The sequence below is a fragment of the Pseudomonas sp. JL3 genome, from assembly GCF_031570575.1.
GTDB classification, from domain to species: domain Bacteria; phylum Pseudomonadota; class Gammaproteobacteria; order Pseudomonadales; family Pseudomonadaceae; genus Aquipseudomonas; species Aquipseudomonas cucumis.
In genome coordinates this window covers 36,824-52,954 of record NZ_JAKWJK010000006.1, presented here as the reverse complement: position 1 = coordinate 52,954, position 16,131 = coordinate 36,824, and the positions used below count along the sequence as shown (strand labels likewise).

Below are 16,131 nucleotides of genomic sequence, written 5' to 3'. Positions count from 1 at the left end.
CGAACGCCGCCAAAAGTGGCCTGGACAGCGGACTAACGGTCAAAAACCGGCCCTGACCAACGCAATTCACGAGGACGAGAGGCCGTCCTACGGGGCTTTCGCTACGTAACGGCAGAGTTTGCAGTTGTAACGAGCGCAGGTGACATAAGGCCTGAATCATGCCGCAAAGCAGAGTTTTCACTCGCCTTCCGAGCAAATATTCACGGCCAGTTCACAAAGTGCAGTCAGCTGCGAACGACCCCGAGCGAACGCTTCGGAAACACCGCCTAAATTAGCCATGATGCGTGACCTCCCCTTTCGGAGCTCACGGTAAATGCCAACCCGCTGCGGATTCTGCGCGCGGCAGCACCCGAATTATCAGGGATACGTGTAGGGTGGAGATGCACAACCGCTGGACTGTGTAGCAATAGGCTTTATCAAGACGCTTCATCTCGTCCACAGCCGCCGGTTGATTCCTCCTCCTGACTGAGTGCTTAAGTAGCCACAGCAAGCAGGACGCGTACGTCGCGACACCGGCCCAATTGGCCGGGGTTCGCTAGACACTGGAGTGGCCAACCACTCCTGACGCACCTGACACCGACCGTGAGAAGTCGTGTGTGCCGAACGCCGTTTCCGGCAGCCCGGAAACCGACGGTACTACATGAAAAGAATGCTGATTAACGCAACTCAACCCGAAGAGTTGCGTGTTGCACTGGTAGATGGCCAACGCCTCTACGACCTGGACATCGAATCCGGTGCACGCGAGCAGAAGAAGGCCAACATCTATAAAGGCCGGATTACTCGCATCGAACCAAGCCTTGAGGCTGCCTTTGTCGATTTCGGCTCTGAGCGCCACGGCTTCCTGCCCCTCAAAGAAATCTCCCGCGAATACTTCAAGAAAGCCCCCGAAGGCCGCGTCAACATCAAGGACGTCCTGAGCGAAGGCCAGGAAGTCATCGTTCAGGTCGAAAAAGAAGAACGTGGCAACAAGGGCGCTGCCCTGACCACTTTCATCAGCCTGGCCGGTCGTTACCTGGTGCTGATGCCGAACAACCCGCGTGCCGGCGGTATCTCCCGTCGCATTGAAGGTGAAGAGCGCAACGAACTGCGTGAAGCCCTGAACGGTCTGGTTGCCCCGGCCGACATGGGTCTGATCGTTCGGACTGCCGGCCTCGGCCGCAGCAGCGAAGAAATGCAGTGGGATCTCGATTACCTGCTGCAACTGTGGACCGCCATCAAAGAAGCTTCGCTGGATCGTTCCGCGCCGTTCCTGATCTATCAGGAAAGCAACGTGATCATCCGCGCCATCCGCGATTATCTGCGCCAGGACATCGGCGAAGTGCTGATCGACAGCGTTGAAGCCCAGGACGAAGCCCTGACCTTCATTCGCCAGGTGATGCCGCAGTACGCCAGCAAGATCAAGCTATACGAAGACAGCGTTCCGCTGTTCAACCGTTTCCAGATCGAAAGCCAGATCGAAACCGCCTTCCAGCGTGTTGTCGAATTGCCTTCCGGCGGCTCCATCGTTATCGATCCGACCGAAGCCCTGGTGTCCATCGACATCAACTCGGCGCGCGCCACCAAAGGCAGCGACATCGAAGAAACCGCACTGCAGACCAACCTTGAAGCCGCCGAAGAAATCGCCCGTCAGTTGCGCTTGCGCGACATCGGCGGCCTGATCGTCATCGACTTCATCGACATGACCCCTGCCAAGAACCAGCGCGCCGTGGAAGAGAAAGTCCGCGAATGCCTGGAAGCCGACCGCGCTCGCGTGCAAGTCGGTCGCATCTCGCGCTTCGGCCTGCTGGAAATGTCCCGTCAGCGCCTGCGTCCATCCCTGGGCGAAAGCAGTGGCATCGTCTGCCCGCGTTGCAACGGCACCGGCATCATCCGCGACGTTGAATCGCTGTCGCTGGCAATCCTGCGTCTGATTGAAGAAGAAGCCCTGAAAGACCGCACCGCCGAAGTTCGCGCACAAGTGCCAATTCCGGTTGCGGCGTTCCTGCTCAACGAAAAACGCAACTCGATCACCAAGATCGAACTGCGCACCCGTGCCCGCATCGTCATTCTGCCGAACGATCACCTCGAAACGCCGCACTTCGAAGTTCAGCGTCTGCGCGATGACAGCCCGGAAGCCAGCATCAACCAGTCCAGCTACGAAATCGCTGCTGCCGCTGCCGAAGTCGAAGAAGTCCAGCCAGCCGCCGCGACCCGCACCCTGGTTCGCCAGGAAGCCGCGGTCAAAACGGCTCCGGCCCGCGCCAACGCTCCGGTTCCGACCGAAGTCGCCGCTGCTCCAATGCCTGCACCAGCCGCCGTAGCGCCAGAGCCAAGCCTGTTCAAAGGCTTGGTGAAGTCGCTGGTCAGCCTGTTCGCCACCAAGGAAGAGCCTGCCGCGCCGGTAGTGGTTGAAAAGCCAGCCACCGAACGCCCTGCCCGCAACGAAGAGCGTCGCAACGGCCGTCAGCAGAGCCGCAACCGTAACGGTCGCCGCGATGAAGAGCGCAAGCCTCGTGAGGAACGTGCACCGCGTGAAGAACGCGCACCACGTGAGCCCCGTGAAGCCCGCGAAGAAGCTCCAGCAGTCGCCCAGGAACGCGCTCCGCGCGAAGAGCGCGCCCCACGTGCCCCTCGTGAAGAACGAGCACCGCGCGCCCCGCGTGAAGATCGCAAGCCACGTGGCGAGCGTGAAGAACGCCCGGTTCGTGAACTGCGCGAGCCTCTGGATGCCGCTCCGGCCGCCGCTGCCAACGCTGAAGAGCGTCCAGCCCGTCCGCCACGTGAAGAACGCGCTCCACGCCCACCGCGTGAAGAACGTCAGCCACGCGTAGAGCAAGCCGCTGCCGCCGTTGCCGAAGAAGAGTTGACCACCAACGAAGAGCAACTGCAGGAAGACGGTCAGGAAGGCGCCGAAGGCGATCGTCCACGCCGCCGCTCCCGTGGCCAGCGTCGTCGCAGCAACCGTCGTGAGCGTCAACGCGATGCCAACGGCAATGTGATCGAAGGTTCGGAAGAATCCGAATCGGCTGAAAACGCCGAAACGCCAAGCACTGCCGATCTGGCCGCCGGCCTGGCTGTTACCGCAGCTGTTGCCAGCTCCGTGATCAGCGCACCTGCCGAAGCACAAGCCAACGAGCAAGCCGAACGCGCCACTGCCGCCACGCAGGAAACCGCTCCGGTTGAAGCGCCAGTCGTTGAAGCGACCACGCCGGTAGAAGTCACTGCTTCTCCGGAAATCGAAGTGGCACCGGTTCGTGAAGCACAGCCTGAAGTTGAAGCTGCCGCTGAACCGTCCATTGCTGCCGAGCCTGCTGCTTCCGCTGAGCCTGTGGTTGAAGCGCCAGTGGCTGAACCGGTCCGTGAAGTTCGCGAAGAGCAAACCACGTTCAACTGGGTTGCCGAGCCACCCGTAGCTGCCGAAGCTCCTGCGCCAGTCGCTGAAGCCCCGGTTGCTGAAGCCATGGTCTCCGAGCCAGTGGTTGCCGCCGCCGAGCCTGCCCCAGCGGTTGTTGAAGCGCCAGTTGTTGCCGAAGAGGCTGCACCGGTGGTTGAAGCCGCTCCAGTCAGCGCTCTGACCCCAAGTGGCCGTGCGCCGAACGACCCGCGTGAAGTACGTCGTCGCAAGCGTGAAGCCGAGCGTCTGCAGAAGGAAGCCGAACTGGCTGCCACTGCTGCTCCGGCCGCTGTCGAGCCAGCACCGGTTGTTGCTGAAGTCGTCGAGGCAGCCCCTGCCCCGGCCGCTGAAGTCGCTGCCGAACCGGTTGAATCCGCGATCGACGAAGCACCGCGCTCCGTTCAGGAAGCGGTAGAGCAACACGAACAAGCCCTGGAAAAAGAGCACGAGCCTAAACCCCTCGCCTGATTCCATCGGCCACTAAAAAGCCCCGCCTGGTGATCCAGGCGGGGCTTTTTTATGTCCTTGTCTTTGTGTTGATCGTTCCCACGCTCTGCGTGGGAATGCCTCAATGGACGCTCTGCGTCCGCTTGGGAACGCGGAGCGTCCCGGGCTCCATTCCCACGCAGAGCGTGGGAACGATCATTACGGGAAGGTCAATTTCTCGGAAACATCCACATCCCACAATACCCCAGGATCATCCACCGCCACCTCGACCACCCTCGCCTGCGCGAACAGCGACTTGGCGCCCTGATCACCGGTCAGCGCCATCAATCCCGGACCAAAACTTCGTCCGAATCCCACCGGATGCCCATATTGCCCCTCATGCACCGGCACACTGATGCCGTCATCCACAATGGCTGCGACGACCTGTTCAATGCTGGACGGCAGGATAAACGGCATATCCCCCAGCACGATCAGCCAGCCACCGAGCTGCGAACATGCCGCCACACCTGCCGCAATGCTGTCGCCCAGACCGGTCGATTCGATCCGCACAATCTCGCAACCATAGGCCTGAGCCATGCGAATGACTTGTGGGCGATCCGCTGTGGTCACCAGCACGCGTTTCTCAAGCGCGGCCGGCAGATTCACCAGCACCTGCTCGATCATCGAATGCACAGTGACGCCGTTACGACCAGTGCAGTCCACCAGCAGCTTGTCCTTATCGTCACCCGCCACCTGTCGAAACCGACTGCCCTGCCCGGCGGCCAGAACGATAACGCCAATGGAGTCGCTCATACGCCCTCCTGCAACGGCTTCTTCTGTTTCAGCGCGACGCCGTTCTTGATCGCCACAATTTCGGCCAGCAGCGACAAGGCGATTTCCGCCGGTGTATGGCTGCCGATGTGCAAACCGATCGGGCCGTGCAAGCGCTCGATGGCCTGTTGTGACAAGCCTAGCTGAGCCAGGTTGTCCCGGCGCTTCTGGCTGTTGACCCGCGAACCCAGCGCACCGACATAAAACGCCTTGGAGTCCAGCGCAGTAAGCAGCGCCATGTCATCCAGGCGCGGATCGTGGGTCAGGGCGACAATAGCCGTGCGCTCGTCGGTCTGGATGGTCAGCACTGCTTCGTCGGGCATGCCCGGGACGAAGCGACCGTGTTGCTCCTCCCAGCCGTAGACAAACTCGGTGCGCGGGTCGCAGATCAGCACTTCGAAATCCAGCAGCCGCGCCATCTCGGCAACGTAGCGCGACAGTTGGCCGGCGCCGATCAGCAACAGCCGCCAGCGTGGACCATAAATGGCGCGCAAGGTCTGCCCTTCAAACACCAGTGCATCAGTCTTGCTCGCGGCCTGTAAAACCACTTCACCGGTCGCCAGATTCAGCTCACGCGCAACGATTTCATGGGCCTCGCAGCGCGTCAGCAACTCGGCGACCCACGCCGGATCGCCGACGCGCTCCTCGGTCAGGCGCAACGTGCCGCCGCACGGCAAACCAAACCGTGCAGCCTCCTCACGAGTGACGCCATAGGTAATCAATTGCACCGGCGGCCCATCGGCCGGGATACGGCCATCATGCAGCCGGGCAATCAGGTCATCCTCGACGCAGCCACCGGACACCGAGCCAATCACCACGCCGTCTTCACGCAAGGCCAGCATGGCGCCAGGTGCCCGGGGCGCGGTGCCCCAGGTCTGGACCACGCTGTACAACATCACCCGCTGACCGGCGCGGCGCCATTCCAGCACGCTGCGCAGGACGTTCAGATCGACGCTGTCCATCAGGCTTGCGCCTTCTGCCAGCCTTGCAATTGATAGCGTACCGGCAGGTTACGGATGCGCTTGCCGGTGGCGGCAAAGATCGCGTTGCACAGCGCTGGTGCAATCGGTGGCACGCCCGGCTCACCGACCCCGCCCAACGGCACATCGCCCGGTGACGTGACCAGGTGCACGGCGACTTCCTTTGGTGCCAGGGACATGCGCGCCACTTCATACATGTGGAAATTGTCCTGCTGAACCTTGCCGTCCTTGAAGCTGATTTCTCCCAGTACCGCGTTGCCCAGGCCCATGACGCAGGCGCCTTCGAACTGCGAGCGAATACGCTCGGGATTGATCTGCGGACCGCAATCCACGGCGATATCGGCCTTGTGCACAATCAACGTGCCATCGTCTTTGACTTCAACCTCGATCACCGCCGCCACATAAGTGACAAAACTGTAATGCACCGCCAGACCCAGGCCACGGCCCTTGGGCAACTCACGCCCCCAACCGGCGGCTTTGGCGGCGGTTTCCAGCACGGTGCGCATCCGTGCGGTATCGATCGGATAGCGCTCGGGGGACTCACCGTAGTTCCACTCCTCACTCAAGGTGCGCGGATCGATCTGACGGTCAGGGCCGAGCAGCTTGATCTGGTACTTGAGCGGATCCTGACCGGCCTTATGGGCCAGTTCATCGACAAAGCTCTGAATCGCAAAGCCATGGGGAATGTTCGATACCGAGCGATACCAGCCGACCCGGGTATGGACCGCCGCTTCAGGGTTTTCCAGGCGCACGTTGGGGATCGCGTAAGCCATGTTGGTAAAGCCCATGCCCAGCTCGAAAGCGGCCTCATGGTTCATGCCCGGCGCGAACAGCGCGGTGATGCTCGGCGCCACCGTGCGGTGCAGCCAGCCGGACGGCAAGCCGTCCTTGTTCAGGCTGGCCTTCAGGTATTCGGCCGACACGGTGTGGAAATAGGAATTGTGAATGTCGTCTTCACGGGTCCATTGCACCCGCACCGCCTTGCCCGGGAACTCCTTGGCCAGGATCGCCGCTTCAACGACGAAGTCCGGCTTGGATTTGCGCCCGAAACCGCCGCCGAGCAAGGTGACGTTGAACGTGACGTTATCGAATGGGATGCCGAGGCGCTCGCCGATCCGTTCACGGGTGACTTGCGGCGCCTGGCTTGGGGCCCAGGCTTCGCACACGCCGTCTTTGAAACGGGCAATGGCGACCATCGGCTCCATGGGCGATTGTGCCAGGTGCGGCAGATAGTAAGAGGCTTCGAGGGTGCTGTCGGCGCTGCTCATGGCCTGGTCGATGCTGCCGGTATTGCGCACCACTTTGCCGGGCTTGAGGGACGCGGCTTCAATTTCCTTGCGGTAGGCGATCGAGTCGTAACTGGCGTTGGGGCCGTCATCCCATTCGATTTTCAGCGCTTCGCGGCCCTTGATCGCCGCCCAGGTATTGCTGGCCACCACGGCCACACCGCCCAGAGGCTGGAACTCGGACGGCAATGGACGGCTTTCGACTTGCAGAACCTTGATTACGCCCGGGACTTTCATCGCGGCGCTGGCATCGAAGGATTTAACCTTGCCGCCGTAGACCGCTGGACGCGCGATGGTGGCGAAAAGCATGCCATCTAAATGCACATCGGCGCCGTAGACCGCGCGACCATTGACGATGTCCGCACCGTCGATGGCCTTGGTGCCTTCCTTGCCGATGTAACGGAATTCCGATGGTTGCTTGAGCCGCAGGCTGTCGCGGGCCGGCACCGCCAGTGCACCGGCAGCAGCGGCCAACGCGCCGTATCCCAGTTCACGGCCGGTCGGTTGGTGAATGACTTTATGCAGTTGCGCATGGCACTCGCTGACCGGCACTTTCCACTGCGCGGCAGCGGCTTGCTCAAGCATGGTCCGCGCGGCAGCACCGCAACGGCGCATCGGCTCGTACCAGTGACGCATGCTGCGCGAACCATCGGTGTCCTGATTGCCGAAACGCACTTCGTCGCCCGGTGCCTGTTGCACTTTGACCAGCGCCCAATCGGCGTCCAACTCATCGGCCACTACCATGGTCAGGCTGGTGCGCACGCCCTGGCCCATTTCCGAGCGGTTGCAGACCACCGTCACGCTGCCGTCGGCGGCGATGCTGACGTAAACCTTAGGATCATCGACCCAGCCGTTAGGCATGCCGTCGGCGCCGAACTTTTTGTCTTTTTCGGCAGCGAGCGCGTCCTGCCAGCCCCAGCTTGCCGCCAGCACCAGTGCACTGGTGGCGCCCACGCCTTTGAGGAAACCACGGCGGCTGAGGTTGCTCAGCGCAAAGTCATTCGGTAACTGGCTCATGCCTTGGCCCCCTTCAGGTGAGTGGATGCCTGGCGGATGGCGGTCTTGATCCGGTTGTAGGTGCCACAACGGCAAATGTTGCCGACCATCGCCTCTTCAATCTGCTCGTCGCTGGGGTTCGGATTGGACTTCAGCAACGCGGTGGCTGACATGATCTGCCCGCCCTGACAGTAACCGCACTGAGCCACGGCGCTGTCGAGCCAGGCTTGCTGGACGACTTTGCCAACCGGGTCGGCGTGCAGGTTATCGATAGTGGTGACGTTCTGGCCGACTACCGAGCCGATCGGCGTGATGCAACTGCGCGCAGGCGCGCCGTCGATATGAATGGTACAGGCACCACACAGGCCCATGCCGCAGCCAAATTTGGTGCCGTTGTAACCAGCCACGTCACGGATCGCCCAGAGCAGCGGCATGTCCTCGGTGACATCGAGTTGATGATCTTGTCCATTGAGTTTCAGGGTAATCATGGGCACGCCCGCATAGTGATAGAGGTTATGGGGTCGAACAATCTGCCGCGTGGGTTCCTTCACGCAGATCGACTCAGGCTAATGGGCTCTCTTATGCGGACGCGACGTCTGCATCGGGCCTTTGGTGGAGCAAATGCTGCATCGTTAGGTAGCTAAGTTAACCCAGCATTAACAAAAAAGCCCTGCACATCTGAAGATGTGCAGGGCTTTGGAATCAGCCTGAAGCGTAGCCTCAATACCGATTGGGCTCCATTTCCAGGTCGACGTGGAAACGTTCTGAAATGTCTTTTTGAATGCGTTGCGCCAGGTTCAGCAATTGCAGGCCCGTTGCGGTGCCGTAGTTGACCAGCACCAGCGCCTGTAATGTATGCACACCGGCATCACCGTCGCGAAAGCCTTTCCAGCCGGCCCGTTCGATCAGCCAGCCCGCCGCCAGTTTCATTTGCCCGTCGGGTTGCGCGTAGGCCACCAGATCCGGGTAGTGCTCCTTGAGTTGCGCGACCAAGGTCGCCGGCACCAAGGGGTTCTTGAAGAAGCTGCCGGCATTGCCGAGCACCGCCGGGTCCGGGAGCTTTTCGTTGCGAATGCTGCAAATGGCCTGGCTGACATCAATAGGCGTCGGGTGATCGATGCCCTGCGACGTCAGGCGCTGGCGAACCGGACCGTACTCCAGGTGCAGATGCGCGGTGCGATTGAGGGTGAAACGCACCCGCAGGATCAACCAGCGCCCCGGTTCCTGTTTGAACAGGCTGTCACGGTAGGCAAAGTTGCACTCGGCCAGCGTGAAATCCCGCAACTCGCCGGTTTGGCGATCAAGGGCCGTCAGGCCGGCAAAAACGTCTTTGATCTCGACGCCGTAAGCACCGATGTTCTGCATCGGTGCCGCGCCTACGGTGCCGGGAATCAGGCTGAGGTTCTCCAGCCCCGACAACCCTTGCGCCAAGGTGTGTTGCACAAACGGATGCCACGGCTCGCCCGCCTCGGCTTCGATCACCACCTGGTTGCCGTCATCGCTCAGCAGGCGAATCCCCCGTGTGGCCATGCGCAGCACCAGTGCCTGGACATCGGCCGTCAGCAACAAATTGCTGCCGCCACCGATCACCAGCATGGGCACATCATGTTCCAGCCCATAGGCCAGGGCTTCGCGCACATCGGCATCGCTATGGGCCTCGGCAAACAGCCGGGCCTGAACATCCACGCCAAAGCTGTTGAACGGCTTGAGCGATACCAGCGGATGTACCTGCAAACTCATAACCGTCCCTTCAATTCGATCACCAGCAGGTCGCTGGCGCGCTCGATCAGGTCCAGTACCTGTTCGAAACCCTGGTCGCCGTCGTAATAAGGATCCGGCACTTCATCGATTTCCGACTGGTAGCGACGCAGGAACAGGTCCAGTTCGGCCTTGCCCTTGGCCGGTTGCAGGGCCTTGAGGTGGCGCAGGTTGCTGTTGTCCATCGCCAGAATCAGGTCGTAGGTGGTGAAATCGGCGCGGGTCACTTGCTGAGCGCGCTGGGCGGACAGGTCGTAGCCGCGCAGTTTCGCCGCGGCCTGGCTGCGCTTGTCCGGGGCCTTGCCGACGTGCCAGTCACCGGTGCCGGCGGAAGCCACTTCGACTTGATCGACCAGCCCCGCCTCACGCAGTTTATGCCGTAACACGCCTTCGGCCGTGGGGGAACGGCAGATGTTGCCCAGGCAGACGAACAGAACCCGCATCAAGCCTCCAGCAAGCGACGAACGCGCTCGAGGTCTTCAATGGTGTCGACGCCGGTAGGCGGTGCGATCAGCGCATCGGCGACGTGAATCCGCACGCCATGCCAGAGCGCCCGCAGTTGTTCCAGAGCTTCGGTATTCTCCAGCCAGCACGGCCCCCAGGTGACGAAGTCCTGCAGGAAACCGGCGCGATAGGCATAAATACCGATGTGACGGCGATACGGCACGCCTTCCGGCAACTGCTCGCGGCTTTTGGCAAACGCGTCCCGCGCCCACGGCAAAGTGGCACGACTGAACGTCAGCGCCAAGCCATTGAGGTCGCTGACCACCTTGACCACGTTGGGGTTGAACAGGGTTTCCACGTCTTCAATCGGCTCGGCCAGGGTGGCCATGCGCGCTTCGGTGTGGGCGGCCAGGTTGGCGGCAACCTGATCGATCACCCTCGGCGGGATCAACGGCTCGTCGCCCTGAACGTTAACCACGATGGCGTCCGGGCCCAGGCCCAGTTTCGCCGCGACTTCGGCCAGTCGGTCGGTGCCGGAATTATGGTCTTCGCGCGTCAGCACCACCTCGGCACCAAAGCCTTTGCAGGCCTCGACAATACGCACATCGTCAGTGGCAACGACCACTCGCTGGGCGCTGCTTTTGCTCGCTTGTTCCCAGACGTGCTGGATCATCGGCTTGCCGGCGATCAGCAGCAGGGGTTTGCCCGGCAGACGGGTGGAGGCATAGCGTGATGGAATGACGACGGTAAAGGCTGTGGTCATTTATCCAGACGCTCGTCGGTGGTCAGGGTGCGCGCTTCGCTTTCGAGCATCACCGGGATGCCGTCGCGAATCGGGTACGCCAGGCCGGCGCCCTTGCTGATCAGCTCGGTTTTGTCGGCGCTGAGCTTGAGCGGGCCCTTGCAGACCGGGCAAGCGAGGATATCAAGCAATTTGGTGTCCATGAACATTCCCTGGATAGAAACGGATTTAAGGCAAAAGACGAGACGGCAACAGGCGCATCAGCTGCGTATCGAACCAGGCCACGAAGGCCGGCGATGGCGCAGCATCGACCGCCAGGTACCACCAATCGGCGGCGGCGAAGGCACGGCACTTCACCGCGTCCTTTTCCGTCATCACCACTGGCAATGACGGTGTGAAATTCAAGGCCTGGACGCTGTACTCGGCGTGGTCGGCAAATGCATGCGGCACTGGCCGCCAGTGTAGCGTTTCGAGGGTCGTGAAGAAACGCTGGGGATTGCCAATCCCGGCCACGGCGTGAACGGCCTGGCCTGCAGGGAAGTGGTCAAGGGGCCGGCGTTCGCCGCTTTGCAGGTTGACCAGTGCCGTGGGTTGCAGCTGGAAGGCGAAACCGTCGGTGCGGTCGGCCATGGCGCCGTTATAAAGCACCGCATCGACGCTTTGCAGCCGCTCGATCGGTTCGCGCAACGGTCCGGCCGGCAGGCAGCGCTGGTTGCCCAGCCCCCGGGCGGCATCGATCAGCACCAGTTCCAGATGCCGGGCCAGCCGGTAATGCTGCATGCCGTCGTCGGAGAGGATCAGGTCCAGCGGCTCGCTCGCCAGCAAGGCTTTGACCGCGCGGCTGCGGTCCGGGTCGATCATCAGCGGCACGCCAGTGCGCTGGACGATCAACAGTGGTTCATCGCCCGCCACGTCCGCATCTTGATCCGCCTTGACCCGCCACGGCAATTGCGGCGGTTTGGCGCCGTAGCCCCGACTGACCACGCCGACCCGCAGCCCGCTGCGCTGGCAATGCTGGATCATCCACAGAATCAGCGGTGTCTTGCCGGTGCCGCCCACCGTGATATTGCCGACCACGATCAGCGGCACCGGCGGTTGGTAGATCTCGCCCTCGCCCGCCAAAAAGCGTTTGCGCTTGCCGGTGACCACGCGTCGATAGAGCCATTCCAGAGGCTGCAACAGCTTCAACGCCGGATGGCCTTCGTACCACGCCGCGAGCAATCGATCGGACATGGCCATCAGGACGCCGGCGCCGCCTCGACTGTGGTCATGCGCAAGTGACTGAAACCGAGCTTGCCGGCAGCATCCATCGCGGTGATGACGGACTGATGGGGGGTCTTGCCATCGGCGCTGATGGACAATGGCAGGTTGGTGTCGCCATTGGATTCTTTCTGCAGCGCTTCCATCAGGCTGGGCAGGTCGTTCTTGGGCAACAAGTGGTTGTTGACCGAGAACACTCCCTCGGCGCTGATGGCGATGTCCAGTTGCTTGGCCTGCTGGTCCTCGGCCGGGGAACCGCTGACTGCTTCCGGCAAGTCGACGCGCAACTGGGTTTCACGGGTGAAGGTGGTGGTCACAACGAAAAACAGCAGCAGGATAAACACCACGTCGATCAACGACGCGAGGTTGATGTCTATCGTTTCCCGTGGTTTACGACGGAATTTCACGCTTTACCCTCAGCCAGATCCACGTCGCGGTCACCCTGCACTACCTCGACCAGCTTGATCGCTTCCTGCTCCATGCCCACCACCAGTTCATCGATCCGGCGTTGCAGGAAACGGTGGAAGAACACGGCCGGGATACCGACCATCAGGCCTGCGGCGGTGGTGATCAGCGCTTTGGAAATACCACCGGCCAGCACTGAGGCGTTGGTGCCCATGCCCGTGCCCATGAACGCACTGAAAATATCGATCATGCCCAGCACCGTACCCAGCAACCCCAACAACGGGGCCATGGCGGCAATGGTGCCGAGGGCGTTGATGTAGCGTTCGAGCTCATGAATCACCCGCGCGGCGGCCTCTTCGATGCACTCTTTCATGATCTCGCGACCATGCCTGGAATTCGCCAGGCCGGCGGCCAGGATCTCGCCCAACGGAGAGTTGGCGCGCAGTTCCTTGAGCTTTTCTTTATTGAGTTGTTTGTCCTTGATCCAGACCCAGACCTGCCCGAGCAAGTGCTCCGGGGTCACGCGGCTGGCACGCAGGGTCCAGAGACGCTCGGCGACGATCGCCATGGCCGCGATGGAGCTCAAAATGATCGGCAGCATCATCCAGCCGCCGGATTTGACCAATTCCCACACAGTGACAGTCCCCTCGAAAAGTGCGCCACTCTAACATAGGGGGTGGACGCACCGAAGACCGCGATGTCGCATCCGGTCGGGCTTCGATAGTTCGGGTTACTGGCTGGATAGTGGCGGACCGCGCCAGAAGCGCCGTTCTTGAAGCATCGTCCACGGCGGCCTGAAGCGTCCCAGTTGCAGACGAATGGCACCTTGCTCGGCGCTGTCGTAGATCGCCACACCGCGTTTTTGATAGCGCGCCACAACCGTGGGATGGGGATGGCCGAAAGAATTGCCGTTACCACGGGAGATCAATACCGCTTTGGGTTGCAAGGCGCTGAGCAATGCCACCGAAGACGAACTGCGACTGCCATGGTGCGGGGCCTGCAACCAATCCGTCCGCACCGCCAATGGACCGTCGAGCAGCGCCCGCTCGGCTGCGGCATCGATGTCGCCGGTCAGCAGCAAGCGCTCGCCGTTGGCTTCAACCTGTAGCACGCAGGATTTCTGATTGCTGTCGCTGGCTGACGGCCACTGCCAGAGTTGAAACTTCACGCCATCCCAGGCCCATTGCTGACCACTCTCGCAGCCCTCGGTGTGGAGTTGATCTGGCAGGGCCAAGTGATCGCCACTGAGTACTTGCTTCACCGGTATTGCGTTGGCAACTGCTCGCGCACCGCCGGCGTGATCGGCATCGGCGTGGCTGATCAGCATCAGATCAAGGCTGCTCACACCCAGTTTGCGCAATGATGGCAGCACCACCCGCTCACCCAGGTCGATATCGCCGAACCGTGGCCCGGCGTCATACAGCAAGGTGTGATGGCGGGTACGCACCAGGATCGCCAAACCCTGACCGACATCCAGCTGCCAAACCTCGGCCATGCCTTCAGGCAACGTGTGTCGGGGCGGAAAAACCAGTAACAGCAACATCGGCCAACCCAACGGGCGCAACGGCACGCCTCGCGGCAGCAACAGCACAAAGGCGCCCAGCGTGCCGAGCGCCCATACCCACAACGGGACCGCCACTGGTATCCATGCGGGCAATTGCCCCGCTATCAACGCCAACCCCTTGAACAAAAGATCGATCAGACCGCCGGCCAGCCACAGCAATCCTTCGCCCACATAAGGAACGGGCAACAACATCGTCCCAAGCAAAGCTGGCGGCAGGACCACCAGACTGACCCAGGGCACTGCGAGCAAATTGGCCAGTGGCCCACTGAGACTGATCGGCAACCCCAGCACCAACAGCAGCGGACACAAACCGATCGCGATCAGCCACTGGGCACGAGTCCAGGTTTGCCACCAACGCCACGGACCCAATCGCCCGCCGAAGGTGAGAATCAGCACCGCCACCGCCGCAAAGGACAACCAGAAACCCGGTTGCAGGCTCGCCAGCGGGTCCAGCAGCAAAACACCGTCAAGCGCCAGCAATAACGGCCACCATGCGCCGAGGTGACGAAACCGTAGTCGCCACAACAGCACCAGACCGATCATCAGGCAGGCCCGGCGCACCGGCACCTCGAAGCCGGCCAGCAGCCCGTAACCGAGCGCCGCCGCAAACGCCAGCCCGCACGCCCATGGCAGCCACGGCAAGCGCTTGGGCCACACACCATAACGCGCCAATCCGGCAATCAGCAGATACACCACCCCCGCCAGCAGGCCGATGTGCTGCCCGGAAATCACCAACAGATGCACGGTGCCGGTGTCTTGCAGCACCTGCCAGTCCTCACGACTCAGCCCGGCGCCATCCCCCAGCACCAACGCCGTCAGCGCGCCCGTTCGCCCCTGGGCATCCACGACCTGCAAACGCTGACGGATGCCGTCGCGCCAGGCCCACTGCGCCTCCCTCAGGCGCTGGCCGTCCTTGACGGTTCCGGTGGCGCCGATGTGCCGGGCCAGTAGCCAGGCGTCGTAATCGAACCCATGCGGGTTGAGCAACCCGGCAGGACGCTTCAATTTGACGGCCAGCCGCCAATGTTCGCCGCTGTTGACGGGAGGCCCGCCATACCAGGCCAGGCGCAGGTGCCCAGGCAGCTTGGTGCGACGGGACTGACTGTCCGTGAGTTCGAAACGCACCACCTCGTCGGCCTGCTGCGGCAACCCGGCCACACGACCTACGACCCAGCGCGTCTCGCCATCGAGCTTCAGCGCCAGGCGATCATTCATCGCCCACTGTGCATTCGCGCCCGCCCAACTGAAACCGAACAGAAAAAATGCCAAGGGAAAAGTTCGAAACGGCAGCAACATCAAACCCGCTACCGGTAACAACAGCCACAACCAGACCGGCGGTAATGCCGGTAAAAAACGCAAGGCCAGCAGACCCAACGCCAGCGCCATCATCCCTGTGCGCATAAGCCCGTCCTTGAGAGTCCCCTCCCTAGGCGTAGCCGCTGCGCCGCACGTATGTCGTTATCAATTGTCACAAAGTCTGAATGGGCGGTTCGTAGAATCAAGACATACTTGCCGCCTTAACCGACCGAGAAGCCTTATGCCCCGGCGCTTATTCAAACGTTACATGCCAGATCCGACCAGCATCAGGGAACACAAATCCTTACGCTTTCTCGGCACCCTGCTGCATGACCCCAACCTCTGGCACCTCAACCGCCACTCGGTCGCGCGGGCGATGGCGGTCGGTCTGTTCGCGGCGTTTCTGCCCGTCCCGTTGCAGATGCTGTTGGCGGCCATCCTTGCCATTGTGGTGCGCGGCAATATGCCGATTGCCGTCAGCCTGGTCTGGCTGACCAACCCGATCACCATGCCGGCGGTGTTCTTCTGCACTTACCAGACCGGTGCCTGGTTGATGGACGTCCCCGCCCGCAGCCTGCCGAATGAGCTGACCTGGGAATGGATCAGCGGCGAACTCTCAAGCCTGTGGCAACCGTTCTTGCTCGGCTCGGTGGTCACGGGGTTGGTGCTGGGTGCCCTCGCCTATTGCCTGGTGATGATGTATTGGCGCTGGTGGGTGAGTCGGCAGTGGAAGCGGCGTAAGAAAAGCCGGATGCAAGAATGAAAAACGG

At 61.8% G+C, this 16,131-nt stretch carries 14 protein-coding genes; 2 read left to right on the top strand and 12 right to left on the bottom strand.

All coding sequences use genetic code 11. The annotated features are described in order from the left end of the window. Positions 1-640: 640 nt before the first annotated feature. Complete coding sequence (gene rne / locus MMG91_RS12945; RefSeq protein WP_305502890.1) at positions 641-3,841, top strand: ribonuclease E; 3,201 nt, start codon at positions 641-643, stop codon at positions 3,839-3,841. Between the two features lie 177 nt (positions 3,842-4,018). On the opposite strand, the gene MMG91_RS12940 is transcribed toward rne, so the two are convergent. The 12 genes from MMG91_RS12940 to MMG91_RS12885 all read right to left on the bottom strand — a co-directional run bounded on the left by MMG91_RS12940 (position 4,019) and on the right by MMG91_RS12885 (position 15,466). Further along, positions 4,019-4,612: a nucleotidyltransferase family protein gene (locus MMG91_RS12940; protein ID WP_310659816.1), complete on the bottom strand. Its 594-nt coding sequence runs from the start codon at positions 4,610-4,612 to the stop codon at positions 4,019-4,021. Beyond that, positions 4,609-5,592, bottom strand: a complete 984-nt coding sequence (locus tag MMG91_RS12935; protein WP_310659815.1) for an XdhC family protein — start codon at positions 5,590-5,592, stop codon at positions 4,609-4,611. The genes MMG91_RS12940 and MMG91_RS12935 overlap by 4 nt, the downstream gene beginning before the upstream one ends. Then, positions 5,592-7,913 (bottom strand): xanthine dehydrogenase family protein molybdopterin-binding subunit, encoded by a 2,322-nt coding sequence (locus MMG91_RS12930; protein ID WP_310659814.1) that lies wholly within the window; start codon positions 7,911-7,913, stop codon positions 5,592-5,594. The genes MMG91_RS12935 and MMG91_RS12930 overlap by 1 nt, the downstream gene beginning before the upstream one ends. After that, entirely contained in the window at positions 7,910-8,380 is a 471-nt protein-coding gene (locus MMG91_RS12925; protein ID WP_310659813.1) for a 2Fe-2S iron-sulfur cluster-binding protein, read from the bottom strand. The genes MMG91_RS12930 and MMG91_RS12925 overlap by 4 nt, the downstream gene beginning before the upstream one ends. Before the next feature lie 232 nt (positions 8,381-8,612). Continuing rightward, positions 8,613-9,632 (bottom strand): UDP-N-acetylmuramate dehydrogenase, encoded by a 1,020-nt coding sequence (gene murB / locus MMG91_RS12920; RefSeq protein WP_310659812.1) that lies wholly within the window; start codon positions 9,630-9,632, stop codon positions 8,613-8,615. Then, on the bottom strand, positions 9,629-10,093 hold the full coding sequence (locus tag MMG91_RS12915; RefSeq protein ID WP_310659811.1) for a low molecular weight protein-tyrosine-phosphatase: 465 nt from the start codon (positions 10,091-10,093) through the stop codon (positions 9,629-9,631). The genes murB and MMG91_RS12915 overlap by 4 nt, the downstream gene beginning before the upstream one ends. After that, the gene (kdsB, locus tag MMG91_RS12910; RefSeq protein ID WP_310659810.1) at positions 10,093-10,857 is read right to left on the bottom strand and encodes a 3-deoxy-manno-octulosonate cytidylyltransferase; all 765 of its coding nucleotides are present in this window, start codon (positions 10,855-10,857) and stop codon (positions 10,093-10,095) included. The genes MMG91_RS12915 and kdsB overlap by 1 nt, the downstream gene beginning before the upstream one ends. Continuing rightward, positions 10,854-11,039 (bottom strand): Trm112 family protein, encoded by a 186-nt coding sequence (locus MMG91_RS12905; RefSeq protein ID WP_003179363.1) that lies wholly within the window; start codon positions 11,037-11,039, stop codon positions 10,854-10,856. The genes kdsB and MMG91_RS12905 overlap by 4 nt, the downstream gene beginning before the upstream one ends. Before the next feature lie 25 nt (positions 11,040-11,064). Continuing rightward, positions 11,065-12,075, bottom strand: coding sequence for a tetraacyldisaccharide 4'-kinase (gene lpxK, locus MMG91_RS12900; RefSeq protein WP_305446505.1), 1,011 nt, complete (start codon positions 12,073-12,075; stop codon positions 11,065-11,067). Beyond that, the gene (locus MMG91_RS12895) at positions 12,075-12,503 is read right to left on the bottom strand and encodes a biopolymer transporter ExbD (protein ID WP_310659809.1); all 429 of its coding nucleotides are present in this window, start codon (positions 12,501-12,503) and stop codon (positions 12,075-12,077) included. Before MMG91_RS12895 ends, lpxK begins: the two co-directional genes overlap by 1 nt. Then, the gene (locus MMG91_RS12890; RefSeq protein ID WP_008067747.1) at positions 12,500-13,135 is read right to left on the bottom strand and encodes a MotA/TolQ/ExbB proton channel family protein; all 636 of its coding nucleotides are present in this window, start codon (positions 13,133-13,135) and stop codon (positions 12,500-12,502) included. Before MMG91_RS12890 ends, MMG91_RS12895 begins: the two co-directional genes overlap by 4 nt. Before the next feature lie 96 nt (positions 13,136-13,231). Continuing rightward, complete coding sequence (locus MMG91_RS12885) at positions 13,232-15,466, bottom strand: DNA internalization-related competence protein ComEC/Rec2 (protein ID WP_310659808.1); 2,235 nt, start codon at positions 15,464-15,466, stop codon at positions 13,232-13,234. A gap of 136 nt (positions 15,467-15,602) precedes the next feature. On the opposite strand from MMG91_RS12885, the gene MMG91_RS12880 reads away from it, so the two are divergent. Then, positions 15,603-16,124, top strand: a complete 522-nt coding sequence (locus tag MMG91_RS12880; protein ID WP_305446507.1) for a DUF2062 domain-containing protein — start codon at positions 15,603-15,605, stop codon at positions 16,122-16,124. Positions 16,125-16,131 lie beyond the last annotated feature (7 nt).

Bases quoted from the DNA above. Each gene is read 5' to 3' on its own strand.
- lpxK (WP_305446505.1), bottom strand. From the start codon at position 12,075: ATGGCCATGTCCGATCGATTGCTCGCGGCGTGGTACGAAGGCCATCCG.
- MMG91_RS12880 (WP_305446507.1), top strand. From the start codon at position 15,603: ATGCCCCGGCGCTTATTCAAACGTTACATGCCAGATCCGACCAGCATC.
- rne (WP_305502890.1), top strand. From the start codon at position 641: ATGAAAAGAATGCTGATTAACGCAACTCAACCCGAAGAGTTGCGTGTT.
- kdsB (WP_310659810.1), bottom strand. From the start codon at position 10,857: ATGACCACAGCCTTTACCGTCGTCATTCCATCACGCTATGCCTCCACC.
- MMG91_RS12905 (WP_003179363.1), bottom strand. From the start codon at position 11,039: ATGGACACCAAATTGCTTGATATCCTCGCTTGCCCGGTCTGCAAGGGC.
- MMG91_RS12930 (WP_310659814.1), bottom strand. From the start codon at position 7,913: ATGAGCCAGTTACCGAATGACTTTGCGCTGAGCAACCTCAGCCGCCGT.
- MMG91_RS12915 (WP_310659811.1), bottom strand. From the start codon at position 10,093: ATGCGGGTTCTGTTCGTCTGCCTGGGCAACATCTGCCGTTCCCCCACG.
- murB (WP_310659812.1), bottom strand. From the start codon at position 9,632: ATGAGTTTGCAGGTACATCCGCTGGTATCGCTCAAGCCGTTCAACAGC.
- MMG91_RS12925 (WP_310659813.1), bottom strand. From the start codon at position 8,380: ATGATTACCCTGAAACTCAATGGACAAGATCATCAACTCGATGTCACC.
- MMG91_RS12885 (WP_310659808.1), bottom strand. From the start codon at position 15,466: ATGCGCACAGGGATGATGGCGCTGGCGTTGGGTCTGCTGGCCTTGCGT.
- MMG91_RS12935 (WP_310659815.1), bottom strand. From the start codon at position 5,592: ATGGACAGCGTCGATCTGAACGTCCTGCGCAGCGTGCTGGAATGGCGC.
- MMG91_RS12940 (WP_310659816.1), bottom strand. From the start codon at position 4,612: ATGAGCGACTCCATTGGCGTTATCGTTCTGGCCGCCGGGCAGGGCAGT.